This is a genomic window from Neobacillus sp. plas4 (assembly GCF_057221695.1).
On sequence record NZ_CM170152.1, the window covers coordinates 132501 to 154759 of the forward strand.

Here is a 22259-nt window from a genome sequence, read left to right on the forward strand (position 1 = left end):
TGCGTGTAAGCAGGTAGGCTGGTGAATAGGAAAATCCGTTCACCGTAAGGCTGAGCTGTGATGCCGAGGGAAATATAGTACCGAAGTTCCTGATTCCACACTGCCAAGAAAAGCCTCTAGCGAGATAAAAGGTGCCCGTACCGCAAACCGACACAGGTAGGCGAGGAGAGAATCCTAAGGTGAGCGAGAGAACTCTCGTTAAGGAACTCGGCAAAATGACCCCGTAACTTCGGGAGAAGGGGTGCTTTTTGAGGTGAATAGCCTCGAAGAGCCGCAGTGAATAGGCCCAGGCGACTGTTTAGCAAAAACACAGGTCTCTGCGAAGCCGCAAGGCGAAGTATAGGGGCTGACGCCTGCCCGGTGCTGGAAGGTTAAGAGGAGGGGTTAGCTCTAAGCGAAGCTCTGAATCGAAGCCCCAGTAAACGGCGGCCGTAACTATAACGGTCCTAAGGTAGCGAAATTCCTTGTCGGGTAAGTTCCGACCCGCACGAAAGGCGTAACGATCTGGGCACTGTCTCAACGAGAGACTCGGTGAAATTATACTACCTGTGAAGATGCAGGTTACCCGCGACAGGACGGAAAGACCCCGTGGAGCTTTACTGTAGCCTGATATTGAATTTTGGTACAGCTTGTACAGGATAGGTAGGAGCCTGAGAAGCCGGAGCGCCAGCTTCGGTGGAGGCGTCGGTGGGATACTACCCTGGCTGTATTGAAATTCTAACCCTCACCCCTGATCGGGGTGGGAGACAGTGTCAGGTGGGCAGTTTGACTGGGGCGGTCGCCTCCTAAAGAGTAACGGAGGCGCCCAAAGGTTCCCTCAGAATGGTTGGAAATCATTCGCAGAGTGTAAAGGCACAAGGGAGCTTGACTGCGAGACCTACAAGTCGAGCAGGGACGAAAGTCGGGCTTAGTGATCCGGTGGTTCCGCATGGAAGGGCCATCGCTCAACGGATAAAAGCTACCCCGGGGATAACAGGCTTATCTCCCCCAAGAGTCCACATCGACGGGGAGGTTTGGCACCTCGATGTCGGCTCATCGCATCCTGGGGCTGTAGTCGGTCCCAAGGGTTGGGCTGTTCGCCCATTAAAGCGGTACGCGAGCTGGGTTCAGAACGTCGTGAGACAGTTCGGTCCCTATCCGTCGTGGGCGCAGGAAATTTGAGAGGAGCTGTCCTTAGTACGAGAGGACCGGGATGGACGCACCGCTGGTGTACCAGTTGTCTTGCCAAAGGCATCGCTGGGTAGCTATGTGCGGACGGGATAAGTGCTGAAAGCATCTAAGCATGAAGCCCCCCTCAAGATGAGATTTCCCATAGCGTCAAGCTAGTAAGAACCCTGAAAGATGATCAGGTTGATAGGTCAGAGGTGGAAGCGCGGTGACGTGTGGAGCTGACTGATACTAATCGTTCGAGGACTTAACCAATTTTTAAAAGATGAACTCGTTTTTACTAAACTTCTTCTGACATTATCTAGTTTTGAGGGAATGAACCTCAATTAAATAGTCTGGCAGCAATGGCGAGAAGGTCACACCCGTTCCCATACCGAACACGGAAGTTAAGCTTCTCAGCGCCGATGGTAGTTGGGACTTTGTCCCTGTGAGAGTAGGACGTTGCCAGGCTGTATTATATGGAGGATTAGCTCAGCTGGGAGAGCATCTGCCTTACAAGCAGAGGGTCGGCGGTTCGATCCCGTCATCCTCCACCATATTTATTCACATAGAGAAGATAATCTTCAATATATGCCGGGGTAGCTCAATTGGTAGAGCAACTGACTTGTAATCAGTAGGTTGGGGGTTCAAGTCCTCTCGCCGGCACCATGCTTTTTTAGCAGGAAAGACATCTGACGATTTCAACTTTTCCTTAACAAAAATTAGGGGATTGTATTCGTACGAGCCATTAGCTCAGTTGGTAGAGCATCTGACTTTTAATCAGAGGGTCGAAGGTTCGAGTCCTTCATGGCTCACCAAAGTTTTTTCGCTAACGCGAAGATAACTTTCCATTTGCGGCAGCAAAAAAATCACAATATGCGGGTGTGGCGGAATTGGCAGACGCACCAGACTTAGGATCTGGCGCCGCAAGGCGTGGGGGTTCGACTCCCTTCACCCGCACTTATGCTTTTTACTATTATAATGCGGAAGTAGTTCAGTGGTAGAACACCACCTTGCCAAGGTGGGGGTCGCGGGTTCGAATCCCGTCTTCCGCTCCATTATTGCCGGGGTGGCGGAACTGGCAGACGCACAGGACTTAAAATCCTGCGGTAGGTGACTACCGTACCGGTTCGATTCCGGTCCTCGGCACCATTTTTAACATGTAAAATAGGTTTATATGCGCCCGTAGCTCAATTGGATAGAGTGTCTGACTACGGATCAGAAGGTTATGGGTTCGACTCCTTTCGGGCGCGCCATATTTTGCGGGAAGTAGCTCAGCTTGGTAGAGCACTTGGTTTGGGACCAAGGGGTCGCAGGTTCGAATCCTGTCTTCCCGACCATTCTTTTACTATAATAAAATTTGGGGCCTTAGCTCAGCTGGGAGAGCGCCTGCTTTGCACGCAGGAGGTCAGCGGTTCGATCCCGCTAGGCTCCACCAAGGTTAATTTCACTCTAGTGAAATTAGATAATAAATTTTGAATAAAGTTATTGACTTTAGGTTAATAACTTGGTAAGATAATAAAGTCGTCTTGAGCGACAAACAAGAATTGTTCGCTGAACTTATAATGAGAAGAAGCGATTCAATGAAGTAGCTTTGTTCTTTGAAAACTAAACAAACAATAACGTCAACAAACAATTTTTTAGTTTTTTAAAAAAAGCTAAGCCAACGTAACAAATGAGCTATATCAACTTTCTTGGAGAGTTTGATCCTGGCTCAGGACGAACGCTGGCGGCGTGCCTAATACATGCAAGTCGAGCGAATCAAGAGGTGCTTGCACCTCTTGATTAGCGGCGGACGGGTGAGTAACACGTGGGCAACCTGCCTGTAAGACTGGGATAACACCGGGAAACCGGTGCTAATACCGGATAATTCTTTCCCTCTCATGAGGGGAAGCTGAAAGTCGGTTTACGCTGACACTTACAGATGGGCCCGCGGCGCATTAGCTAGTTGGTGAGGTAACGGCTCACCAAGGCGACGATGCGTAGCCGACCTGAGAGGGTGATCGGCCACACTGGGACTGAGACACGGCCCAGACTCCTACGGGAGGCAGCAGTAGGGAATCTTCCGCAATGGACGAAAGTCTGACGGAGCAACGCCGCGTGAGCGATGAAGGCCTTCGGGTCGTAAAGCTCTGTTGTTAGGGAAGAACAAGTACCGGAGTAACTGCCGGTACCTTGACGGTACCTAACCAGAAAGCCACGGCTAACTACGTGCCAGCAGCCGCGGTAATACGTAGGTGGCAAGCGTTGTCCGGAATTATTGGGCGTAAAGCGCGCGCAGGCGGTCCTTTAAGTCTGATGTGAAAGCCCACGGCTCAACCGTGGAGGGTCATTGGAAACTGGGGGACTTGAGTACAGAAGAGGAAAGCGGAATTCCACGTGTAGCGGTGAAATGCGTAGAGATGTGGAGGAACACCAGTGGCGAAGGCGGCTTTCTGGTCTGTAACTGACGCTGAGGCGCGAAAGCGTGGGGAGCAAACAGGATTAGATACCCTGGTAGTCCACGCCGTAAACGATGAGTGCTAAGTGTTAGAGGGTTTCCGCCCTTTAGTGCTGCAGCTAACGCATTAAGCACTCCGCCTGGGGAGTACGGCCGCAAGGCTGAAACTCAAAGGAATTGACGGGGGCCCGCACAAGCGGTGGAGCATGTGGTTTAATTCGAAGCAACGCGAAGAACCTTACCAGGTCTTGACATCCTCTGACACTCCTAGAGATAGGACTTTCCCCTTCGGGGGACAGAGTGACAGGTGGTGCATGGTTGTCGTCAGCTCGTGTCGTGAGATGTTGGGTTAAGTCCCGCAACGAGCGCAACCCTTGTTCTTAGTTGCCAGCATTCAGTTGGGCACTCTAAGGAGACTGCCGGTGACAAACCGGAGGAAGGTGGGGATGACGTCAAATCATCATGCCCCTTATGACCTGGGCTACACACGTGCTACAATGGATGGTACAAAGGGCTGCAAGACCGCGAGGTTTAGCCAATCCCATAAAACCATTCTCAGTTCGGATTGTAGGCTGCAACTCGCCTACATGAAGCCGGAATCGCTAGTAATCGCGGATCAGCATGCCGCGGTGAATACGTTCCCGGGCCTTGTACACACCGCCCGTCACACCACGAGAGTTTGTAACACCCGAAGTCGGTGGGGTAACCGTAAGGAGCCAGCCGCCTAAGGTGGGACAGATGATTGGGGTGAAGTCGTAACAAGGTAGCCGTATCGGAAGGTGCGGCTGGATCACCTCCTTTCTAAGGAATATACAGTCCTTGTGGACTGATAAACGTTGACTGTTACTTGTTTGTTTAGTTTTGAGAGTACAATTCTCTCAAAGCTTTTTTTAATCGTTCTTTGAAAACTAGATAATCGTAAGAAGAAGAAACCAAGTAAAAACCGAGTGAATTGCCATTTTAGTTTTTCTCTCTTATTAAATTAAGAGAATAACCATTTAGGTTAAGTTAGAAAGGGCGCACGGTGGATGCCTTGGCACTAGGAGCCGATGAAGGACGGGACTAACACCGATATGCTTCGGGGAGCTGTAAGTAAGCTTTGATCCGGAGATTTCCGAATGGGGGAACCCACTGCTCGTAATGGAGCAGTATCTTTACCTGAATACATAGGGTATTGAAGGCAGACCCGGGGAACTGAAACATCTAAGTACCCGGAGGAAGAGAAAGCAAACGCGATTCCCTGAGTAGCGGCGAGCGAAACGGGACATAGCCCAAACCAAGAGGCTTGCCTCTTGGGGTTGTAGGACACTCAACATGGAGTTACAAAGGAACGGGGTAGATGAAGCGGTCTGGAAAGGCCCGTCATAGAAGGTAAAAACCCTGTAGTTGAAACTTCGTTCCCTCCTGAGTGGATCCTGAGTACGGCCGGACACGAGAAATCCGGTCGGAAGCTGGGAGGACCATCTCCCAAGGCTAAATACTCCCTAGTGACCGATAGTGAACCAGTACCGTGAGGGAAAGGTGAAAAGCACCCCGGAAGGGGAGTGAAATAGATCCTGAAACCGTGTGCCTACAAGTAGTCAGAGCCCGTTCATGGGTGATGGCGTGCCTTTTGTAGAATGAACCGGCGAGTTACGATCCCATGCAAGGTTAAGTTGAAGAGACGGAGCCGCAGCGAAAGCGAGTCTGAATAGGGCGAATAAGTATGTGGTCGTAGACCCGAAACCAGGTGATCTACCCATGTCCAGGGTGAAGTCCAGGTAACACTGGATGGAGGCCCGAACCCACGCACGTTGAAAAGTGCGGGGATGAGGTGTGGGTAGCGGAGAAATTCCAATCGAACTTGGAGATAGCTGGTTCTCTCCGAAATAGCTTTAGGGCTAGCCTCACGTTGTAAGAGTCTTGGAGGTAGAGCACTGTTTGGACTAGGGGCCCTCATCGGGTTACCGAATTCAGACAAACTCCGAATGCCAAAGACTTATCCGTGGGAGTCAGACTGCGAGTGATAAGATCCGTAGTCAAAAGGGAAACAGCCCAGACCACCAGCTAAGGTCCCAAAGTTTACGTTAAGTGGAAAAGGATGTGGAGTTGCTTAGACAACCAGGATGTTGGCTTAGAAGCAGCCACCATTTAAAGAGTGCGTAATAGCTCACTGGTCGAGTGACTCTGCGCCGAAAATGTACCGGGGCTAAACGTAACACCGAAGCTGTGGATTGACATCTACGATGTCAGTGGTAGGAGAGCGTTCTAAGGGCGTTGAAGCTAGACCGTAAGGACTGGTGGAGCGCTTAGAAGTGAGAATGCCGGTATGAGTAGCGAAAGATGGGTGAGAATCCCATCCACCGTATGCCTAAGGTTTCCTGAGGAAGGCTCGTCCTCTCAGGGTTAGTCGGGACCTAAGCCGAGGCCGAAAGGCGTAGGCGATGGACAACAGGTTGATATTCCTGTACCACCTCTTTATCGTTTGAGTGATGGGGGGACGCAGGAGGATAGGGTAAGCGCACTGTTGGATATGTGCGTGTAAGCAGGTAGGCTGGTGAATAGGAAAATCCGTTCACCGTAAGGCTGAGCTGTGATGCCGAGGGAAATATAGTACCGAAGTTCCTGATTCCACACTGCCAAGAAAAGCCTCTAGCGAGATAAAAGGTGCCCGTACCGCAAACCGACACAGGTAGGCGAGGAGAGAATCCTAAGGTGAGCGAGAGAACTCTCGTTAAGGAACTCGGCAAAATGACCCCGTAACTTCGGGAGAAGGGGTGCTTTTTGAGGTGAATAGCCTCGAAGAGCCGCAGTGAATAGGCCCAGGCGACTGTTTAGCAAAAACACAGGTCTCTGCGAAGCCGCAAGGCGAAGTATAGGGGCTGACGCCTGCCCGGTGCTGGAAGGTTAAGAGGAGGGGTTAGCTCTAAGCGAAGCTCTGAATCGAAGCCCCAGTAAACGGCGGCCGTAACTATAACGGTCCTAAGGTAGCGAAATTCCTTGTCGGGTAAGTTCCGACCCGCACGAAAGGCGTAACGATCTGGGCACTGTCTCAACGAGAGACTCGGTGAAATTATACTACCTGTGAAGATGCAGGTTACCCGCGACAGGACGGAAAGACCCCGTGGAGCTTTACTGTAGCCTGATATTGAATTTTGGTACAGCTTGTACAGGATAGGTAGGAGCCTGAGAAGCCGGAGCGCCAGCTTCGGTGGAGGCGTCGGTGGGATACTACCCTGGCTGTATTGAAATTCTAACCCTCACCCCTGATCGGGGTGGGAGACAGTGTCAGGTGGGCAGTTTGACTGGGGCGGTCGCCTCCTAAAGAGTAACGGAGGCGCCCAAAGGTTCCCTCAGAATGGTTGGAAATCATTCGCAGAGTGTAAAGGCACAAGGGAGCTTGACTGCGAGACCTACAAGTCGAGCAGGGACGAAAGTCGGGCTTAGTGATCCGGTGGTTCCGCATGGAAGGGCCATCGCTCAACGGATAAAAGCTACCCCGGGGATAACAGGCTTATCTCCCCCAAGAGTCCACATCGACGGGGAGGTTTGGCACCTCGATGTCGGCTCATCGCATCCTGGGGCTGTAGTCGGTCCCAAGGGTTGGGCTGTTCGCCCATTAAAGCGGTACGCGAGCTGGGTTCAGAACGTCGTGAGACAGTTCGGTCCCTATCCGTCGTGGGCGCAGGAAATTTGAGAGGAGCTGTCCTTAGTACGAGAGGACCGGGATGGACGCACCGCTGGTGTACCAGTTGTCTTGCCAAAGGCATCGCTGGGTAGCTATGTGCGGACGGGATAAGTGCTGAAAGCATCTAAGCATGAAGCCCCCCTCAAGATGAGATTTCCCATAGCGTCAAGCTAGTAAGAACCCTGAAAGATGATCAGGTTGATAGGTCAGAGGTGGAAGCGCGGTGACGTGTGGAGCTGACTGATACTAATCGTTCGAGGACTTAACCAATTTTTAAAAGATGAACTCGTTTTTACTAAACTTCTTCTGACATTATCTAGTTTTGAGGGAATGAACCTCAATTAAATAGTCTGGCAGCAATAGCGAGAAGGTCACACCCGTTCCCATACCGAACACGGAAGTTAAGCTTCTCAGCGCCGATGGTAGTTGGGACTTTGTCCCTGTGAGAGTAGGACGTTGCCAGGCAAATGAAGCACAACCTGATTAGGGTTGTGTTTTTTTGTGTTATTTGGATGTTTAAAGGGTGGAGACAGAATAGTTATAGAAGATTCATGCCCGTATGATGGTGTTTTACTAAAAAGAGGAACGAATGTTGGTTATTCGTGCCCATGCGGTGGTGTTTTACTAAAAAGAGGTAACAAAAGCTGGCTATTCGTGCCCGTGCGGGGGCATTTTTATTGAAAAGGGGAACGATAGTCGGAGAATTATGTAATCTGATTTCCAAAAGAGGTCATAATTAAGGTTTGAGGGAATCAGAACCCCAATGTGATTCCCTCAAACCTGATTTTCCCACGAGAGAGGGAACCAAGCCAACTCTTTGATTCCCTCAAACCTGATTTTCCCCACGATAGAGAGAACCAAGCCAACTCTTTGATTCCCTCAAACCTGATTTTCCCACGATAAAGGGAACCAAGCCACTCTTTGATTCCCTCAAGCTTAATTCTCCCACGATAAAGGGAATCAAAAGCCACAAAGCTCCTCCACCCCCTACAAATTACCTAAAAACTAATTTAACAGGTTTCACACACGCGAAATATGGAGAAAATCATTAGTAGCAGTTGTTTGCAACTACATAAAATTTTCAGTATAATTAAAGTCAAAGATAGTCAAAGTCAGATGAAGGAGGTGGGAAGATGAGGAACATCTCCGATATTATCGAAAAGTATTTGAAGCAAGTGCTAGAAATGAGTGAGCAAGAGCATGTTGAAATAAAGCGCAGTGAAATTGCTGATAAATTTCAATGTGTTCCTTCACAAATCAATTATGTCATTAATACACGCTTTACCATTGAACGAGGATATATCGTAGAAAGTAAACGCGGGGGAGGCGGATATATTCGAATTATGAAGGTTCAGTCACATGATTTAGTTGACGTAATCGATCATTTACTATCACTCTTTGATAATCGTATTGCACAGTCTACGGCAGAAGATGTTATCTATAGACTAGTCCATGAGGAGATAATCACAAAAAGAGAAGCGAAAATTATGTTAAGTGTTATTGATCGTTCAGTCTTATATATTGATCTTCCATTCCGAGATGAACTTAGAGCTAGAATGTTAAAAGCAATGTTAACATCATTGAAATATAAATAATATATACCAGCTAGAGAGGTGAAATAAAAAATGATTTGCCAGGAATGTAATCAAAGGCCTGCTGCACTGCATTTTACAAAAATCATCAACGGTGAAAAAACGGAAGTTAATCTTTGCGAAAAGTGTGCCCATGAAAAGGGCGAGATGTTTATGATTACTGGAGGATCTGGTTTTACTTTTAATAACCTATTAGCAGGTCTATTAAATATAGATACTACTGTTCAAAAGCAAAATCAAAATACGTTCCATCAGGAAGAAATTCTCCAGTGTAATGTATGTTCGATGACCTTTCCGCAATTCATCAAAGTGGGGCGTTTCGGATGTGCCCATTGTTATGAGACATTTCATGAGCAGCTTCCGCCAGTTTTAAAGAGACTTCACAGCGGGAATTGGTCACATAGCGGTAAAATACCGAAAAGAATAGGTGGAGGTATTCACCTAAAAAAACAAGTAGAAAATCTAAAAAGTGAACTAAAAGAATTAATCCAACAAGAAGAATTTGAGAAAGCTGCTCAGATCCGAGACGAAATCCGAACACTTGAAAAAGAATTACCGGGCAGCAATAAGGGAGGGGAATAACGTGTCGCTTGAACGCTTTATTAGTCAAGCAGTCAGCTCATGGATGAGCGAGGAGGGACCTGATTCAGATATTGTCCTTAGTTCCCGAATCCGTTTAGCCCGAAACTTTGAGAATGTAAAATTTCCAACATTATTTTCCCACGAAGAAGCACAATCCATTATTTTAAGGATGGAAGAAATACTCCGTGAATCAAATTTTTCAAAGTTTGGGCAAATGGAATTACTAAAAATTGATGAATTACAGCCTTTACAAAAAAGGGTGTTAGTAGAAAAGCATTTGATTAGTCCAAATTTAGCAGAGGATTCACCATATGGTGCAGTTCTTTTAACCGAAAATGAAGAAGTTAGTATTATGATTAATGAAGAGGATCATATCCGCATTCAATGTTTATTTCCAGGACTGCAATTAACAGAGGCTTTGGCCGCAGCAAATGAATTGGACGATTGGCTTGAGAGTTTTATTCACTTTGGTTTTGATGAGAAGCACGGATATCTTACAAGCTGCCCTACGAATGTAGGTACCGGTCTCCGAGCTTCAGTCATGATGCATTTGCCAGGGCTTATTTTGACCCAGCAAATAAATCGTATCATTCCGGCCATTAATCAGCTGGGATTGGTTGTAAGAGGGATCTATGGTGAGGGGAGTGAAGCGCTCGGCAATATATTTCAAATCTCCAATCAAATTACATTAGGAAAGTCAGAGGAAGATATTTGCCGTGACCTAAAAGGTGTTGTAAGCCAGTTAATTTCACAAGAAAGGTCTGCACGTGAAGCATTACGCAAAACTTCGAACATACAATTAGAAGATAGAGTATTCCGATCTTATGGTGTGTTATCCAATAGCAGGATCATTGAAACGAAAGAGGCTGCAAAGTGCTTATCTGATCTTCGCTTAGGTATTGATATGGGATACATTGATAATCTCCCTAAGAATATTTTAAATGAATTAATGATTTTAACGCAGCCAGGATTCCTGCAGCAATACGCAGGCGGGCATTTAAGACCAAATGAAAGAGATATAAGACGAGCAGCCCTAATTCGAGAACGACTAAAAATGGAGCAAGATAAAAGGTGAGGAGGAATGGAATATGATGTTTGGCCGTTTTACTGAGAGAGCTCAAAAGGTATTAGCTTTAGCACAAGAGGAAGCAATTAGACTAGGACACAACAATATTGGAACTGAGCATATTTTATTAGGTTTAGTCCGTGAGGGAGAAGGCATTGCTGCAAAAGCGCTTTATGGGCTTGGACTAGGTTCTGAGAAAATTCAAAAGGAAGTAGAATCGTTAATCGGAAAGGGCCAGGAAGCATCCCAAACGATCCACTACACACCTAGAGCGAAAAAGGTTATTGAATTATCTATGGATGAGGCTAGAAAATTAGGACATTCTTATGTTGGTACAGAGCATATTCTCCTTGGCTTAATCCGTGAAGGAGAAGGTGTAGCAGCAAGAGTTCTTAATAACCTAGGAGTAAGTTTGAATAAAGCACGTCAACAGGTACTTCAATTGCTAGGCAGTAATGAATCTGGCGGACATCAGGGAGGGACCTCAGTCAGCGCAAATACTCCAACTCTCGACAGTCTAGCTAGAGATTTAACGTCAATCGCTAGAGAAGGAAGCTTGGACCCTGTCATTGGAAGAAGTAAAGAAATTCAGCGTGTTATTGAAGTGTTAAGCCGTCGTACAAAAAACAACCCAGTTTTAATTGGTGAACCAGGTGTCGGTAAAACAGCTATTGCTGAAGGACTTGCACAACAAATTGTGAATAACGAGGTTCCAGAGATTCTTCGTGATAAGCGAGTTATGACATTAGATATGGGAACAGTTGTAGCTGGTACCAAATATCGTGGAGAATTTGAAGATCGTTTGAAAAAGGTTATGGATGAAATTCGCCAGGCTGGCAATATCATTCTTTTTATCGATGAATTGCACACATTAATTGGAGCAGGTGGAGCAGAAGGTGCGATTGACGCTTCTAACATCTTAAAGCCATCCCTAGCACGTGGCGAGCTTCAATGTATTGGAGCCACTACGCTGGATGAATATCGTAAGTATATTGAAAAAGATGCCGCACTAGAACGCCGCTTCCAGCCAATTCGTGTGGATGAGCCAACAGCTGAGGAGTCGGTCAGAATACTAGAAGGTCTTCGAGATCGTTATGAAGCGCATCACCGTGTTTCCATTACAGATGAGGCTATTGAAGCAGCGGTAAAGCTGTCTGACCGCTATATTTCTGACCGTTTTCTCCCAGATAAAGCAATCGACTTAATTGATGAAGCTGGGTCAAAAGTCCGTTTACGTTCTTATACAACACCGCCAAATTTGAAAGAATTAGAAGTGAAGCTTGATGAAGTTCGTAAGGAGAAAGATTCTGCTGTTCAAAGCCAAGAATTTGAAAAAGCAGCGTCCTTGAGGGATACAGAACAGCGCCTACGTGAGCAGTTGGAAGAAACGAAGAAGACATGGAAAGAAAAGCAAGGGAAAGAAAACAGTGAAGTTACAGTTGAGGATATTGCGAGTGTTGTTGCAAGCTGGACCGGAATACCTGTCTCTAAGCTAGCTCAAACAGAAACCGCAAAATTACTTAATTTAGAAGAAATTCTTCATTCCCGAGTCATTGGTCAGGAGGAAGCGGTTAAGGCTGTTGCCAAAGCGGTTCGTCGTGCAAGGGCAGGTTTAAAGGATCCAAAACGCCCAATTGGTTCTTTTGTTTTCCTTGGCCCTACTGGTGTAGGTAAAACTGAGTTAGCTCGAGCACTTGCTGAAGCCATGTTTGGTGATGAGGATGCCATGATTCGAATCGATATGTCGGAGTACATGGAAAAGCATTCTACATCCAGACTGGTTGGATCTCCTCCAGGGTATGTTGGTTATGAAGAAGGTGGTCAACTAACGGAGAAGGTAAGAAGAAAGCCGTATTCCGTTATCCTGCTCGATGAAATTGAAAAGGCACACCCTGATGTATTTAATATTTTATTACAAGTTCTAGAAGACGGTCGCTTAACGGATTCTAAAGGAAGAACCGTTGATTTCCGTAATACCGTTCTGATCATGACCTCCAACGTAGGAGCCGAAGCATTAAAACGTAATAAGTATGTTGGTTTTAATATTCAAGATGGAGAACAGAATTATAAGGATATGAAGGGAAAAGTAATGGAAGAATTGAAAAAGGCCTTCCGTCCAGAATTCTTAAACCGTATTGATGAAATTATTGTCTTCCATGCTTTAGAGAAAAAGCATCTTGGAGAAATTGTTACACTGTTATCTGACCAGCTTGTGAAACGTCTCCAAGAGCAAAATATATCTTTAGAGCTTACGGAAGCTGCTAAGGATAAAATATCGATTGAGGGCTACGACCCAGAATACGGTGCCCGCCCATTACGCAGGGCTATTCAGAAGCATATTGAAGACCGTCTCTCTGAAGAATTGCTCAGAGGTACAGTTTTAACAGGTCAGCATGTTATAGTTGATGTGGATAATGGTGAATTCTTAGTTAGAACTGCTGAGAAAACTACTCTAACTAAATAACCATTACTGACTTTTAAGAAAAACTAAAGGGGTACACGAAACAAGTTTGACCGTGTACCTCTTTTTATATTTGGCTGTTTTCGTAGATTATTGTTAAAATCTTAAAGCCGATTTTAACGTGAAAATAGTTATTTGTGCTTTTGAATAAATTTTGCAGCTCTTTCAAAAAATGCTATTTTCTGCAGGAATTAAGTACAAACATTAAATTTTGTTTAAATAGTAATAATATAAGAAAAGAGCCTTGTATTTAGAGTAGGAGAAGATAGAAATGGCCAAACGCAAAACGAAGTTCATGTGTCAGGAGTGCGGGTATGAATCTCCTAAATGGATGGGAAAATGCCCTGGATGCGGGCAATGGAACAAAATGGTGGAGGAAGTGGAGGTAACAGGTGGAAATAGAAGGGGTGCCTTTGCTCATTCTCAGGGAGGTTCTACAATCCTCTCCAAGCCAACCCCTATTACAGCAGTTGAATCCCTGTCTGAACCTAGGATTCTTACCGACTTACAAGAACTTAATCGTGTATTAGGCGGTGGAGTGGTAAAGGGTTCACTGGTATTAATTGGTGGTGACCCTGGTATCGGTAAATCAACCCTGCTTCTGCAAGTATCATCTCAACTGGCGAATAAAGGGAATAAAGTCTTATACATATCCGGCGAGGAATCCTTGAGACAAACGAAGCTCCGTGCGGAAAGGCTGGGAGTCCAGTCTGAAAACCTGCTTGTGTATTCTGAAACCAATTTAGAAGAAATAAACCGAAATATTGAAAGTACGAGCCCCAGCTTTGTTATTATTGATTCTATACAAACTGTGTTTCATCCGGAAGTAACTTCTGCGCCAGGCAGCGTTTCACAGGTTCGCGAGTGTACCTCTGAGTTAATGAGAATAGGGAAAACAAATGGGATTGCTATTTTCATTGTTGGTCATGTAACAAAAGAAGGATCGATTGCCGGACCAAGACTACTAGAGCATATGGTAGATACCGTTCTTTATTTTGAAGGGGAACGCCACCATACGTATCGAATTCTGCGGGCGGTAAAGAATCGTTTTGGATCAACAAACGAAATGGGAATTTTTGAAATGAAGGAATTTGGGCTTGATGAAGTGGCAAACCCATCTGAGATTTTCCTTGAAGAAAGATCACAAGGTGCAGCGGGTTCAACGGTGGTAGCCTCCATGGAGGGTACACGTCCGGTACTTGTTGAAATTCAAGCTTTAATCTCGCCAACAAGTTTTGGGAATCCAAGAAGAATGGCAACAGGGATTGATCATAATCGTGTTCCATTGTTAATGGCTGTATTAGAAAAGCGAATGGGCATGCTGCTTCAGAATCAGGATGCATACCTGAAGGTGGCTGGCGGGGTAAAATTAGATGAACCTGCTATTGATTTAGCAATCTGTGTAAGTATTGCTTCCAGCTTTCGAGATAAACCTACGAGGGCAACAGATTGTATTATCGGTGAGGTTGGGCTGACTGGTGAAGTAAGAAGAGTCTCTAGAATTGAACAGCGCGTTCAGGAGGCTGCAAAGTTAGGCTTTGAACGTGTCATTTTACCTGCTAATAATTTGAGCGGCTGGCAATCTCCGAAAGGTGTAGAGTTAATTGGTGTATCTACTGTAGCTGAAGCCTTAAAAGCAGCGTTGGGAGTGTAGTAGATGGAAAATAGAAAGCTGGGTGAACAAGCCGTAAGCGAGGTTTTACAGTTTATTGCCCCGGGTACACCTATTCGTGAAGGAATCGATAATGTGCTTAGGGCAAATACCGGCGGGCTGATTGTAATTGGGTACAATGATAAGGTTAAAAGTATCGTGGATGGTGGTTTCCAAATCAATTGTCCGTTTTCTCCAAGCTATCTATATGAGTTAGCAAAGATGGATGGGGCAATTATCCTGAATGAAGCAGGGAATACCATTTTAATTGCGAATGCTCAGCTTGCACCTGATTCAGATATTCCTGCTTCGGAAACGGGCATGAGGCATCGTACAGCTGAAAGGGTAGCGAGACAAACAAAGGCACTTGTTATTGCTATTTCTCAAAGAAGAAATGTAATCACGCTCTATCAAGGAAATTTCCGGTATGCACTTAAAGATATTTCTGTCATTCTAACGAAGGCGAATCAGGCTATTCAAATGCTAGAAAAGTATAAATCAGTCCTCGAGAGAAGCATCGCAAATTTGAGTATTTTAGAGTTTGAGGAGTCCGTTACCTATAACGATTTTCTTCTTGTTCTGCACCGATTCGAAATGGTGTTAAGAATAAAAAATGAACTGATTACGTACTTAAACGAGCTCGGTACTGAGGGCAGACTGATTCGTCTGCAAATGAACGAAATTTTAACGGACCTAGAAGAAGAGACAGCCCTTATTATTAAAGATTATGCTTTGGATAGGGATATAAAGGCAAGAGATGTCCTTAAACGAATGCAGACAGTCACCAGTAATGGATCATTAGATGATATTACGATTTTAAAACTAATGGGTTATCAAGGATATATTCCGTTAGATGAAAGTAAACAACCTCGTGGGTATCGGATTTTGAACAAAATACCTCGTCTTCCAATGGTGATTATTGAAAATATCATTAACAGCTTTAGTGAGTTTTCCGCAATCGTCTCAGCAAGTGTTGAAAATTTAGACGATGTTGAAGGCATAGGAGAAATTCGCGCAAAAAAAATCAAGGAAGGCTTAAAGTTAATTAAAGATCGCTTATATACGGAGCGACAAATATAAGTTTTTTAAATTTCCATTTGTTGACAGGAGATTTCTCGAGTGCTACCCTATGAAGTGAAAATTATAACGATTTATTTTAACCATTTTGACAAAATAATCGACAAACAAAGGTTTCAATTTTGGGAATATGTTTATAATGAGTAGAGGAGGTGAAGGAATGTTAAGACGTATTGTGCAAGCATGTTTTCTCATAACTGGCGGTACGCTTGGAATATTGTTAATTCCGCAACTGCTAAAATTAATTAATTTTGATGACATTCCAATAATCAGTAACTCATATGCAGCAGCTATTATAGGTGCAATTATTTTTTATCTTATAACTTTTTGGGCAGTAGATTATGTACTTGAGTTTATTAAATGGGCAGAAGATTCACTGGTAAAAATCCCGGTAACAGATGTGATTTTTGGCAGTATGGGATTAATCTTTGGCTTATTAGTAGCCTTTTTAATCGGATTTGCTCTAAATGCAGTTCAAGAACCTATACTAAATGCTGTCGCTCCCATTTTACTGACATTATTATTTGGTTACTTAGGCTTTCAGGTGGGATTTAAGAAAAGAGATGAGTTTTTAAATCTTTTTGGCAGCCGAGGGAAAAAGAAATCTGGGGATGAAGATCCTGAAAAGGCTGAAGGGCAATCGCTGAAGATTCTAGATACAAGTGTAATTATTGATGGTCGAGTGGCTGATATTTGCCAAACAGGGTTTTTAGAAGGAACCATTGTAATTCCTCGTTTTGTGCTTGAGGAATTACAGCATATAGCTGATTCTTCTGACGTCCTTAAGCGTAATAGAGGGAGACGGGGATTGGATATCTTAAATCGAATTCAAAAGGAACTTGCCATTAAAGTTGAAATTTATGAAGGCGATTTTGATGAAATACAAGAAGTGGACAGCAAGCTGGTGAAACTAGCCAAGATTACGAACGGTATGCTTGTAACAAATGATTTTAATCTTAATAAGGTATGTGAATTACAGAGCGTCTCTGTCTTAAATATCAATGATTTAGCCAATGCGGTTAAACCGGTGGTCCTGCCTGGAGAAGAGTTAGCCGTACAGGTAATCAAGGATGGAAAAGAATATCACCAAGGTGTTGCGTATCTTGATGATGGAACCATGATTGTAGTGGAAGAGGGCAGAGAATATATCGGAAAAAGAATAGATGTTCTAGTTACGAGTGTTCTTCAAACTTCAGCAGGAAGAATGATATTTGCAAAACCAAAATTACTAGAGAAGGCACTGTAATGGCGGACAAAATAGCGGAAGCACCAAGTCGCTAGTGCTAGACAATAAGAAAGAGCAGATTGGAGTTTTTCTATGGCTTATCAAGTCATTATCCCGGCAGCCGGCCAAGGGAAAAGGATGGGAGCGGGGAAAAATAAGCTTCTGTTAGAACTAAATAACATGCCTGTACTCATTCACTCTCTAAAGGTGTTCGATGAAGATGAGTTATGTGAGGGCATTATTTTAGCTATTAGCCCTCAGGATGAGGTAGAATTTAAATTATTATTAAAGCAGCATCAGGTGAAAAAGGTGCTGAGATTAGTTCCTGGTGGAAAAGAACGTCAGGATAGCATTTATAATGCATTAAAAACAGTGGAGACCGATGGAATTATTCTTGTTCATGATGCCGCCCGACCTTTTATTCTGAAGGAACATATTCACCGATTGTTGGAAACAGCACAACAAACAGGTGCAGCAATCATTGGAGTGCCAGCGAAAGATACCATGAAAACAGTACGTGATCATTTGGTAATGGCAACTGTCGAAAGGTCTAGCTTGTGGGCTGTTCAAACCCCACAAGCTTTTCGTTTTTCCATATTGTATAAGGCATATGAACAGGCCGAGAAGGATTCTTTTATTGGCACGGATGATTCAAGTTTGGTAGAGAGAATCTCTCATCCAGTCACCATGATTGAGGGGGATTATGATAATATCAAGCTTACTACCAAAGAAGATTTATTTTTTGCAGAAGCAATAGTTAAGAAAAGACAAGGGAGTTTTTAAATATGTTTCGAATTGGTCAGGGCTTTGACGTACACCAATTAACGGAAGACCGTCCGCTTATAATTGGAGGGATTACGATCCCCTATGAAAAAGGGCTGCTAGGTCACTCAGACGCAGATGTATTATTGCACACCGTAACAGATGCATGTCTTGGAGCGATTGGGGAAGGTGATATAGGCAGGCATTTCCCAGATACAGATCCGGAGTTTAAAGATGCAGATTCTGCTAAGCTGTTGGAACATGTATGGCAACTTGTGAAGGACAAAGGATATGAGCTTGTAAATGCAGACTGTACTATTATTGCACAGAAGCCAAAAATGGCACCCTATATCGGGCAAATGAAAGAGCGAATTGCAGAATTACTAAATGCTTCTCCTGAACAAATCAATGTAAAAGCAACGACAACTGAGAAGTTAGGTTTTACAGGCCGTGGTGAAGGGATTGCCTCACAAGTAGTTGTATTGTTGAAAAAGATATAATTTATCTTTATTGCGTAAATACACAATGATAAAATAAATCAGATGTAGTTATTAAACTTAGAGAAATGTCTAGCTGCAGCGCCTAGGGGCTCGGGTCATAAGCCAATCCGTCAAGAAGGTTAAAGAGCAACCTTCTAGCCGGCTCGTCTTATGCCTGTCGCCCCTGGTCAAGGCGCTTCCGCTCTTCTAATAGGAGGCATAATGATGTCAAGTGAAGTTCGTGTAAGGTATGCTCCAAGTCCAACTGGACATTTACATATTGGAAATGCCCGTACAGCATTATTTAATTATTTGTTTGCCCGCAATCAGGGCGGGAAATTTATTATCCGGATTGAGGATACTGATAAAAAAAGAAATATTGCCGGCGGAGAAGAAAGTCAATTAAAATATTTAAAATGGCTTGGTATGGATTGGGATGAAAGTGTGGATGTCGGTGGTGAATATGGTCCATATCGACAGTCTGAAAGAAATGATATTTATCAAACCTATTACAATCAATTACTAGAGAATGGCCATGCCTATAAATGTTATTGTACAGAAGAAGAGATAGAAGCAGAGCGGGAAGCACAAACAGAGAGAGGCGAAACTCCTCAGTATTCTGGAAAGTGCCGACATCTAACTGCTGAAGAACGAGCCAAATTAGAGAGTGAAGGCCGTGAGCCAAGTATAAGAATGTTGGTACCAGAAGGAAAGACTTTTACATTTGATGATATGGTAAAAGGACCGGTATCTTTTGAATCTGAAGGAATGGGTGATTGGGTAATCATTAAAAAGGATGGGACACCAACTTATAACTTTGCGGTTACCATCGACGATCACTTAATGAAAATTTCGCATGTACTTCGCGGTGATGACCATATTTCGAATACCCCTAAGCAGCTAATGGTTTATGAAGCATTGGGCTGGGAGCCGCCGATATTTGGTCATATGACACTGATTGTAAATGAAAGCAGAAAGAAATTAAGCAAACGTGATGAATCAATCATTCAATTCATCGAGCAATATGAAGAATTAGGATATTTGCCTGAAGCCCTATTTAATTTTATAACATTACTAGGATGGTCTCCATCTGGTGAAGAGGAACTCTATTCGAAAGAGGAGTTTATCAAGATATTCGATGCCAATCGTTTATCAAAGTCACCAGCTTTATTTGATACACAAAAGCTTACATGGATGAACAACCAATATATGAAAAAGGTAGACGTAGACCGAGTTTATGAGGTTTCCTTACCACATCTCGTCAAAGCTGGACGATTAAATGAGAACATAACAGAAGAGGAACAGCAATGGACAAAAAGCTTAGTTTCGCTTTTACAAGAAAAAATGAGCTTTGGTGCAGAGATTGTTGAATTATCGGATATGTTCTTCATAGAGGAAGCATTATATGAAGAGGACGCCAAGGAAGTATTATCAGGGGAAACCGTACCCCAAGTCCTAAAGGCATTTTCCGAAGAGCTTGAAAAGCTGGAGCACTTTAAAGCCGACGAAATTAAGGGCGCAATGAAGTCAGTTCAAAAATCTACTGGGCAAAAGGGAAAAAATCTGTTTATGCCAATTCGTGCAGCTGTTTCAGGTCAAACTCACGGTCCAGATTTACCCCAAGCGATTGAGCTTTTAGGAAAAGAAAAAGTATTAAAGCGAATTCAAAAAATTATTGGTTAACATCGGAGCCAAAATGTAATATAGTAAAAGAAATAAACTTTTTATATGAAAAAGTGTAGATGAGGAAAAGTAGAAGATGATGCTTTAAAGAGAAAACCATCACCGGCTGAAAGTGGTTTAAGCCTCTCATGTTTGAACATGCACCTCTGAGTCCCATTTCGAAAAGATGAAATCTGTGTAGATTTGGGCGGAACCCTTCCGTTAACAGGTAGAGTGAGACCCATGTAAGCTGCATGCAGATAAGCTTACCGGTCTAATCAGAGTGGAACCACGCCGAACGCGTCTCTGTCGTTAAGACAGGGGCGTTTTTTATTTTATGGGGAAAAGATGGGGATTGTTTTACACATAACGTATCCATACATTTAGGGGGGAATGAGAACATGTTCAAAAGGATGAAGGAGGATATTGAGGTTGTTTTTGAACAAGATCCTGCAGCAAGAAGTCACATTGAAGTAATCTTAACGTATTCAGGATTACATGCCATTTGGGCGCATCGCATTGCCCATGCATTTTTCAACAGAAGGTTTTATTTCTTTGCACGGGTCATTTCTCAAATAAGTCGATTCTTCACAGGTATTGAAATCCATCCAGGTGCAAAAATAGGCAGGAGATTCTTTATTGACCATGGTATGGGGGTTGTCATTGGGGAGACTTGTGAAATTGGTGATAACGTTACGGTATTTCAAGGGGTAACACTCGGAGGAACGGGGAAAGAGAAAGGGAAACGTCATCCAACCATTATGGATAATGCATTAATCGCAACAGGTGCAAAAGTGCTGGGTTCGATAACGATAGGCGAAAACTCCAAGATTGGTGCAGGATCGGTTGTCTTAAAAGAAGTACCGCCAAATTCAACGGTTGTCGGGGTACCTGGAAGGGTAGTTATTCAAAATGGAAAGCGAATTACAAGGGATCTAGACCATAGTAATCTCCCAGACCCTATTGCGGACCGAATTAGAGATTTGCAAGACGAACTAGCTGATTTGAGAAATGAGTTATATGAATTGAAGAAAGAAAGGAAAAAGATGAATGACCATACAGCTGTATAATACACTAACCCGTAAAAAAGAAGTATTTGTCCCGCTCGAAGAAGGAAAAGTAAAAATGTATGTTTGCGGTCCGACTGTCTATAACTATATTCATATCGGCAACGCAAGACCGGCAATTGTTTTTGATACGGTTCGCCGTTATTTTGAGTATCGAGGGTATGACATTCAATATGTATCTAACTTTACAGATGTAGATGATAAATTAATCCGTGCTGCCAATCAGCTTGGAGTAGATGTCCCAACGGTTGCTGACCGTTTTATTGAAGCATATTTTGAGGATGTAACAGCATTAGGGTGCAAACATGCCGATGTCCATCCGCGTGTAATGGATAATATGGATATCATAATTGAATTTATTGATGCTCTCATCCAAAAGGGCTATGCCTATGAATCTGAAGGAGATGTCTACTTCCGTACAAGAAGGTTTAATGGTTACGGAAAGCTGTCTCATCAATCCATTGATGACCTGCAGGTAGGTGCGAGGATTGAGGTTGGAGAGAAGAAACAAGATGATTTAGATTTTGCCTTATGGAAAGCGGCAAAAGAAGGAGAAATCTATTGGGAAAGTCCTTGGGGAATTGGGCGGCCAGGCTGGCATATCGAGTGCTCCGCAATGGCAAAGAAATACCTAGGCGAGACGATTGATATTCATGCAGGCGGTCAAGACTTAACCTTCCCTCACCATGAAAATGAGATTGCTCAGTCAGAGGCGCTTTCTGGGAAACCATTTGCACGCTACTGGATGCACAATGGCTATATCAATATCGACAATGAAAAAATGTCAAAATCCCTTGGGAACTTTGTTCTTGTTCATGACATTATTAAGCAGCATAATCCACAAGTATTACGATTCTTTATGCTATCTGTTCATTACCGTAATCCAATCAACTATAGTGAAGAGTTATTGGAAAGTACAAAGGCTGCCTTTGAACGATTAACTACCTCTTATCAAAATCTAAAGCATCGGAAAGAATCGAGTACAAATCTAACAAATGATAATCAGGAGTGGTTAGACAAAATCACAGCCTTACAGGAAGAGTTTATTAAAGCGATGGATGATGATTTCAACACAGCGAAAGCTATTTCCGTTCTATTTGACCTTTCGAAGCTCGCCAATTACTACCTTTTAGAAAAGAATACAGCAGTAGAAGTAATTGATGCGTTCACAAACCAATTTGATGAATTATTTAATGTCTTGGGTCTGACACTGGAAGCGGCGGAAATGTTAGATGAAGAAATAGATGCCCTCATTGAAAAAAGGATCCAGGCTCGTAAGGACCGTAATTTTCAGCTATCAGATCAGATAAGAGATCAATTAAAGGAAATGAATATTATTCTGGAAGATACACCGCAGGGAACAAGATGGAAAAGAGGCTAAT

12 protein-coding genes, 9 tRNA genes and 5 rRNA genes (1 of these 26 only partly in view) are annotated in these 22259 nt (G+C 43.8%); all 26 read left to right on the forward strand.

The window, feature by feature from the left end:
• Positions 1-1422: ribosomal RNA gene (locus tag AC2TFD_RS00610) — 23S ribosomal RNA — on the forward strand (it extends 1514 nt beyond the left edge of the window).
• A 79-nt stretch (positions 1423-1501) separates the two neighbouring features.
• A 5S ribosomal RNA gene (gene rrf, locus AC2TFD_RS00615) occupies positions 1502-1617 on the forward strand.
• A gap of 10 nt (positions 1618-1627) precedes the next feature.
• Positions 1628-1703, forward strand: a tRNA-Val gene (locus tag AC2TFD_RS00620).
• A gap of 36 nt (positions 1704-1739) precedes the next feature.
• Positions 1740-1815, forward strand: a tRNA-Thr gene (locus tag AC2TFD_RS00625).
• Positions 1816-1888: 73 nt separating this feature from the next.
• A tRNA-Lys gene (locus AC2TFD_RS00630) sits at positions 1889-1964 on the forward strand.
• 60 nt (positions 1965-2024) lie between these two features.
• Positions 2025-2106: transfer RNA gene (locus tag AC2TFD_RS00635), tRNA-Leu, on the forward strand.
• 23 nt (positions 2107-2129) lie between these two features.
• A tRNA-Gly gene (locus AC2TFD_RS00640) sits at positions 2130-2204 on the forward strand.
• A 5-nt stretch (positions 2205-2209) separates the two neighbouring features.
• Positions 2210-2298 (forward strand) — tRNA-Leu (locus tag AC2TFD_RS00645).
• A gap of 27 nt (positions 2299-2325) precedes the next feature.
• Positions 2326-2402, forward strand: a tRNA-Arg gene (locus AC2TFD_RS00650).
• 7 nt (positions 2403-2409) lie between these two features.
• Positions 2410-2486: transfer RNA gene (locus tag AC2TFD_RS00655), tRNA-Pro, on the forward strand.
• Between the two features lie 22 nt (positions 2487-2508).
• Positions 2509-2584, forward strand: a tRNA-Ala gene (locus AC2TFD_RS00660).
• Positions 2585-2837: 253 nt separating this feature from the next.
• A 16S ribosomal RNA gene (locus AC2TFD_RS00665) occupies positions 2838-4387 on the forward strand.
• 200 nt (positions 4388-4587) lie between these two features.
• Positions 4588-7523: ribosomal RNA gene (locus AC2TFD_RS00670) — 23S ribosomal RNA — on the forward strand.
• A 79-nt stretch (positions 7524-7602) separates the two neighbouring features.
• Positions 7603-7718, forward strand: a 5S ribosomal RNA gene (rrf, locus tag AC2TFD_RS00675).
• The 16S, 23S and 5S rRNA genes sit together here with 9 tRNA genes alongside, the layout of an rRNA operon.
• A gap of 668 nt (positions 7719-8386) precedes the next feature.
• Positions 8387-8848, forward strand: a complete 462-nt coding sequence (locus AC2TFD_RS00680) for a CtsR family transcriptional regulator (protein WP_335513247.1) — start codon at positions 8387-8389, stop codon at positions 8846-8848.
• A gap of 30 nt (positions 8849-8878) precedes the next feature.
• Positions 8879-9427 (forward strand): protein-arginine kinase activator protein McsA, encoded by a 549-nt coding sequence (mcsA, locus tag AC2TFD_RS00685; RefSeq protein WP_335513249.1) that lies wholly within the window; start codon positions 8879-8881, stop codon positions 9425-9427.
• Position 9428: 1 nt separating this feature from the next.
• Entirely contained in the window at positions 9429-10502 is a 1074-nt protein-coding gene (mcsB, locus tag AC2TFD_RS00690) for a protein-arginine kinase McsB (protein WP_335513253.1), read from the forward strand.
• A gap of 13 nt (positions 10503-10515) precedes the next feature.
• The gene (gene clpC / locus AC2TFD_RS00695; RefSeq protein ID WP_335513254.1) at positions 10516-12957 is read left to right on the forward strand and encodes an ATP-dependent protease ATP-binding subunit ClpC; all 2442 of its coding nucleotides are present in this window, start codon (positions 10516-10518) and stop codon (positions 12955-12957) included.
• A gap of 268 nt (positions 12958-13225) precedes the next feature.
• The gene (radA, locus tag AC2TFD_RS00700) at positions 13226-14608 is read left to right on the forward strand and encodes a DNA repair protein RadA (RefSeq protein WP_335513256.1); all 1383 of its coding nucleotides are present in this window, start codon (positions 13226-13228) and stop codon (positions 14606-14608) included.
• A gap of 3 nt (positions 14609-14611) precedes the next feature.
• Positions 14612-15685 (forward strand): DNA integrity scanning diadenylate cyclase DisA, encoded by a 1074-nt coding sequence (gene disA, locus AC2TFD_RS00705; RefSeq protein ID WP_335513258.1) that lies wholly within the window; start codon positions 14612-14614, stop codon positions 15683-15685.
• Positions 15686-15842: 157 nt separating this feature from the next.
• Complete coding sequence (locus AC2TFD_RS00710; protein WP_335513260.1) at positions 15843-16928, forward strand: PIN/TRAM domain-containing protein; 1086 nt, start codon at positions 15843-15845, stop codon at positions 16926-16928.
• A 72-nt stretch (positions 16929-17000) separates the two neighbouring features.
• A complete protein-coding gene (ispD, locus tag AC2TFD_RS00715; RefSeq protein WP_335513261.1) occupies positions 17001-17690 on the forward strand; it encodes a 2-C-methyl-D-erythritol 4-phosphate cytidylyltransferase in 690 nt (229 codons plus the stop codon).
• 2 nt (positions 17691-17692) lie between these two features.
• Entirely contained in the window at positions 17693-18169 is a 477-nt protein-coding gene (gene ispF, locus AC2TFD_RS00720) for a 2-C-methyl-D-erythritol 2,4-cyclodiphosphate synthase (protein WP_335513263.1), read from the forward strand.
• Positions 18170-18373: 204 nt separating this feature from the next.
• Complete coding sequence (gene gltX, locus AC2TFD_RS00725) at positions 18374-19831, forward strand: glutamate--tRNA ligase (RefSeq protein WP_335513265.1); 1458 nt, start codon at positions 18374-18376, stop codon at positions 19829-19831.
• 380 nt (positions 19832-20211) lie between these two features.
• Entirely contained in the window at positions 20212-20880 is a 669-nt protein-coding gene (gene cysE / locus AC2TFD_RS00730) for a serine O-acetyltransferase (protein ID WP_335513267.1), read from the forward strand.
• A complete protein-coding gene (cysS, locus tag AC2TFD_RS00735; RefSeq protein WP_335513269.1) occupies positions 20861-22258 on the forward strand; it encodes a cysteine--tRNA ligase in 1398 nt (465 codons plus the stop codon). The genes cysE and cysS overlap by 20 nt, the downstream gene beginning before the upstream one ends.
• Position 22259: the final 1 nt, after the last annotated feature.

Coding starts and splice junctions, on each gene's coding strand:
- gltX (WP_335513265.1), top strand. CDS start 18,374: ATGTCAAGTGAAGTTCGTGTAAGGTATGCTCCAAGTCCAACTGGACAT.
- radA (WP_335513256.1), top strand. CDS start 13,226: ATGGCCAAACGCAAAACGAAGTTCATGTGTCAGGAGTGCGGGTATGAA.
- mcsA (WP_335513249.1), top strand. CDS start 8,879: ATGATTTGCCAGGAATGTAATCAAAGGCCTGCTGCACTGCATTTTACA.
- cysS (WP_335513269.1), top strand. CDS start 20,861: ATGACCATACAGCTGTATAATACACTAACCCGTAAAAAAGAAGTATTT.
- cysE (WP_335513267.1), top strand. CDS start 20,212: ATGTTCAAAAGGATGAAGGAGGATATTGAGGTTGTTTTTGAACAAGAT.
- disA (WP_335513258.1), top strand. CDS start 14,612: ATGGAAAATAGAAAGCTGGGTGAACAAGCCGTAAGCGAGGTTTTACAG.
- clpC (WP_335513254.1), top strand. CDS start 10,516: ATGATGTTTGGCCGTTTTACTGAGAGAGCTCAAAAGGTATTAGCTTTA.
- ispF (WP_335513263.1), top strand. CDS start 17,693: ATGTTTCGAATTGGTCAGGGCTTTGACGTACACCAATTAACGGAAGAC.
- AC2TFD_RS00710 (WP_335513260.1), top strand. CDS start 15,843: ATGTTAAGACGTATTGTGCAAGCATGTTTTCTCATAACTGGCGGTACG.
- ispD (WP_335513261.1), top strand. CDS start 17,001: ATGGCTTATCAAGTCATTATCCCGGCAGCCGGCCAAGGGAAAAGGATG.
- AC2TFD_RS00680 (WP_335513247.1), top strand. CDS start 8,387: ATGAGGAACATCTCCGATATTATCGAAAAGTATTTGAAGCAAGTGCTA.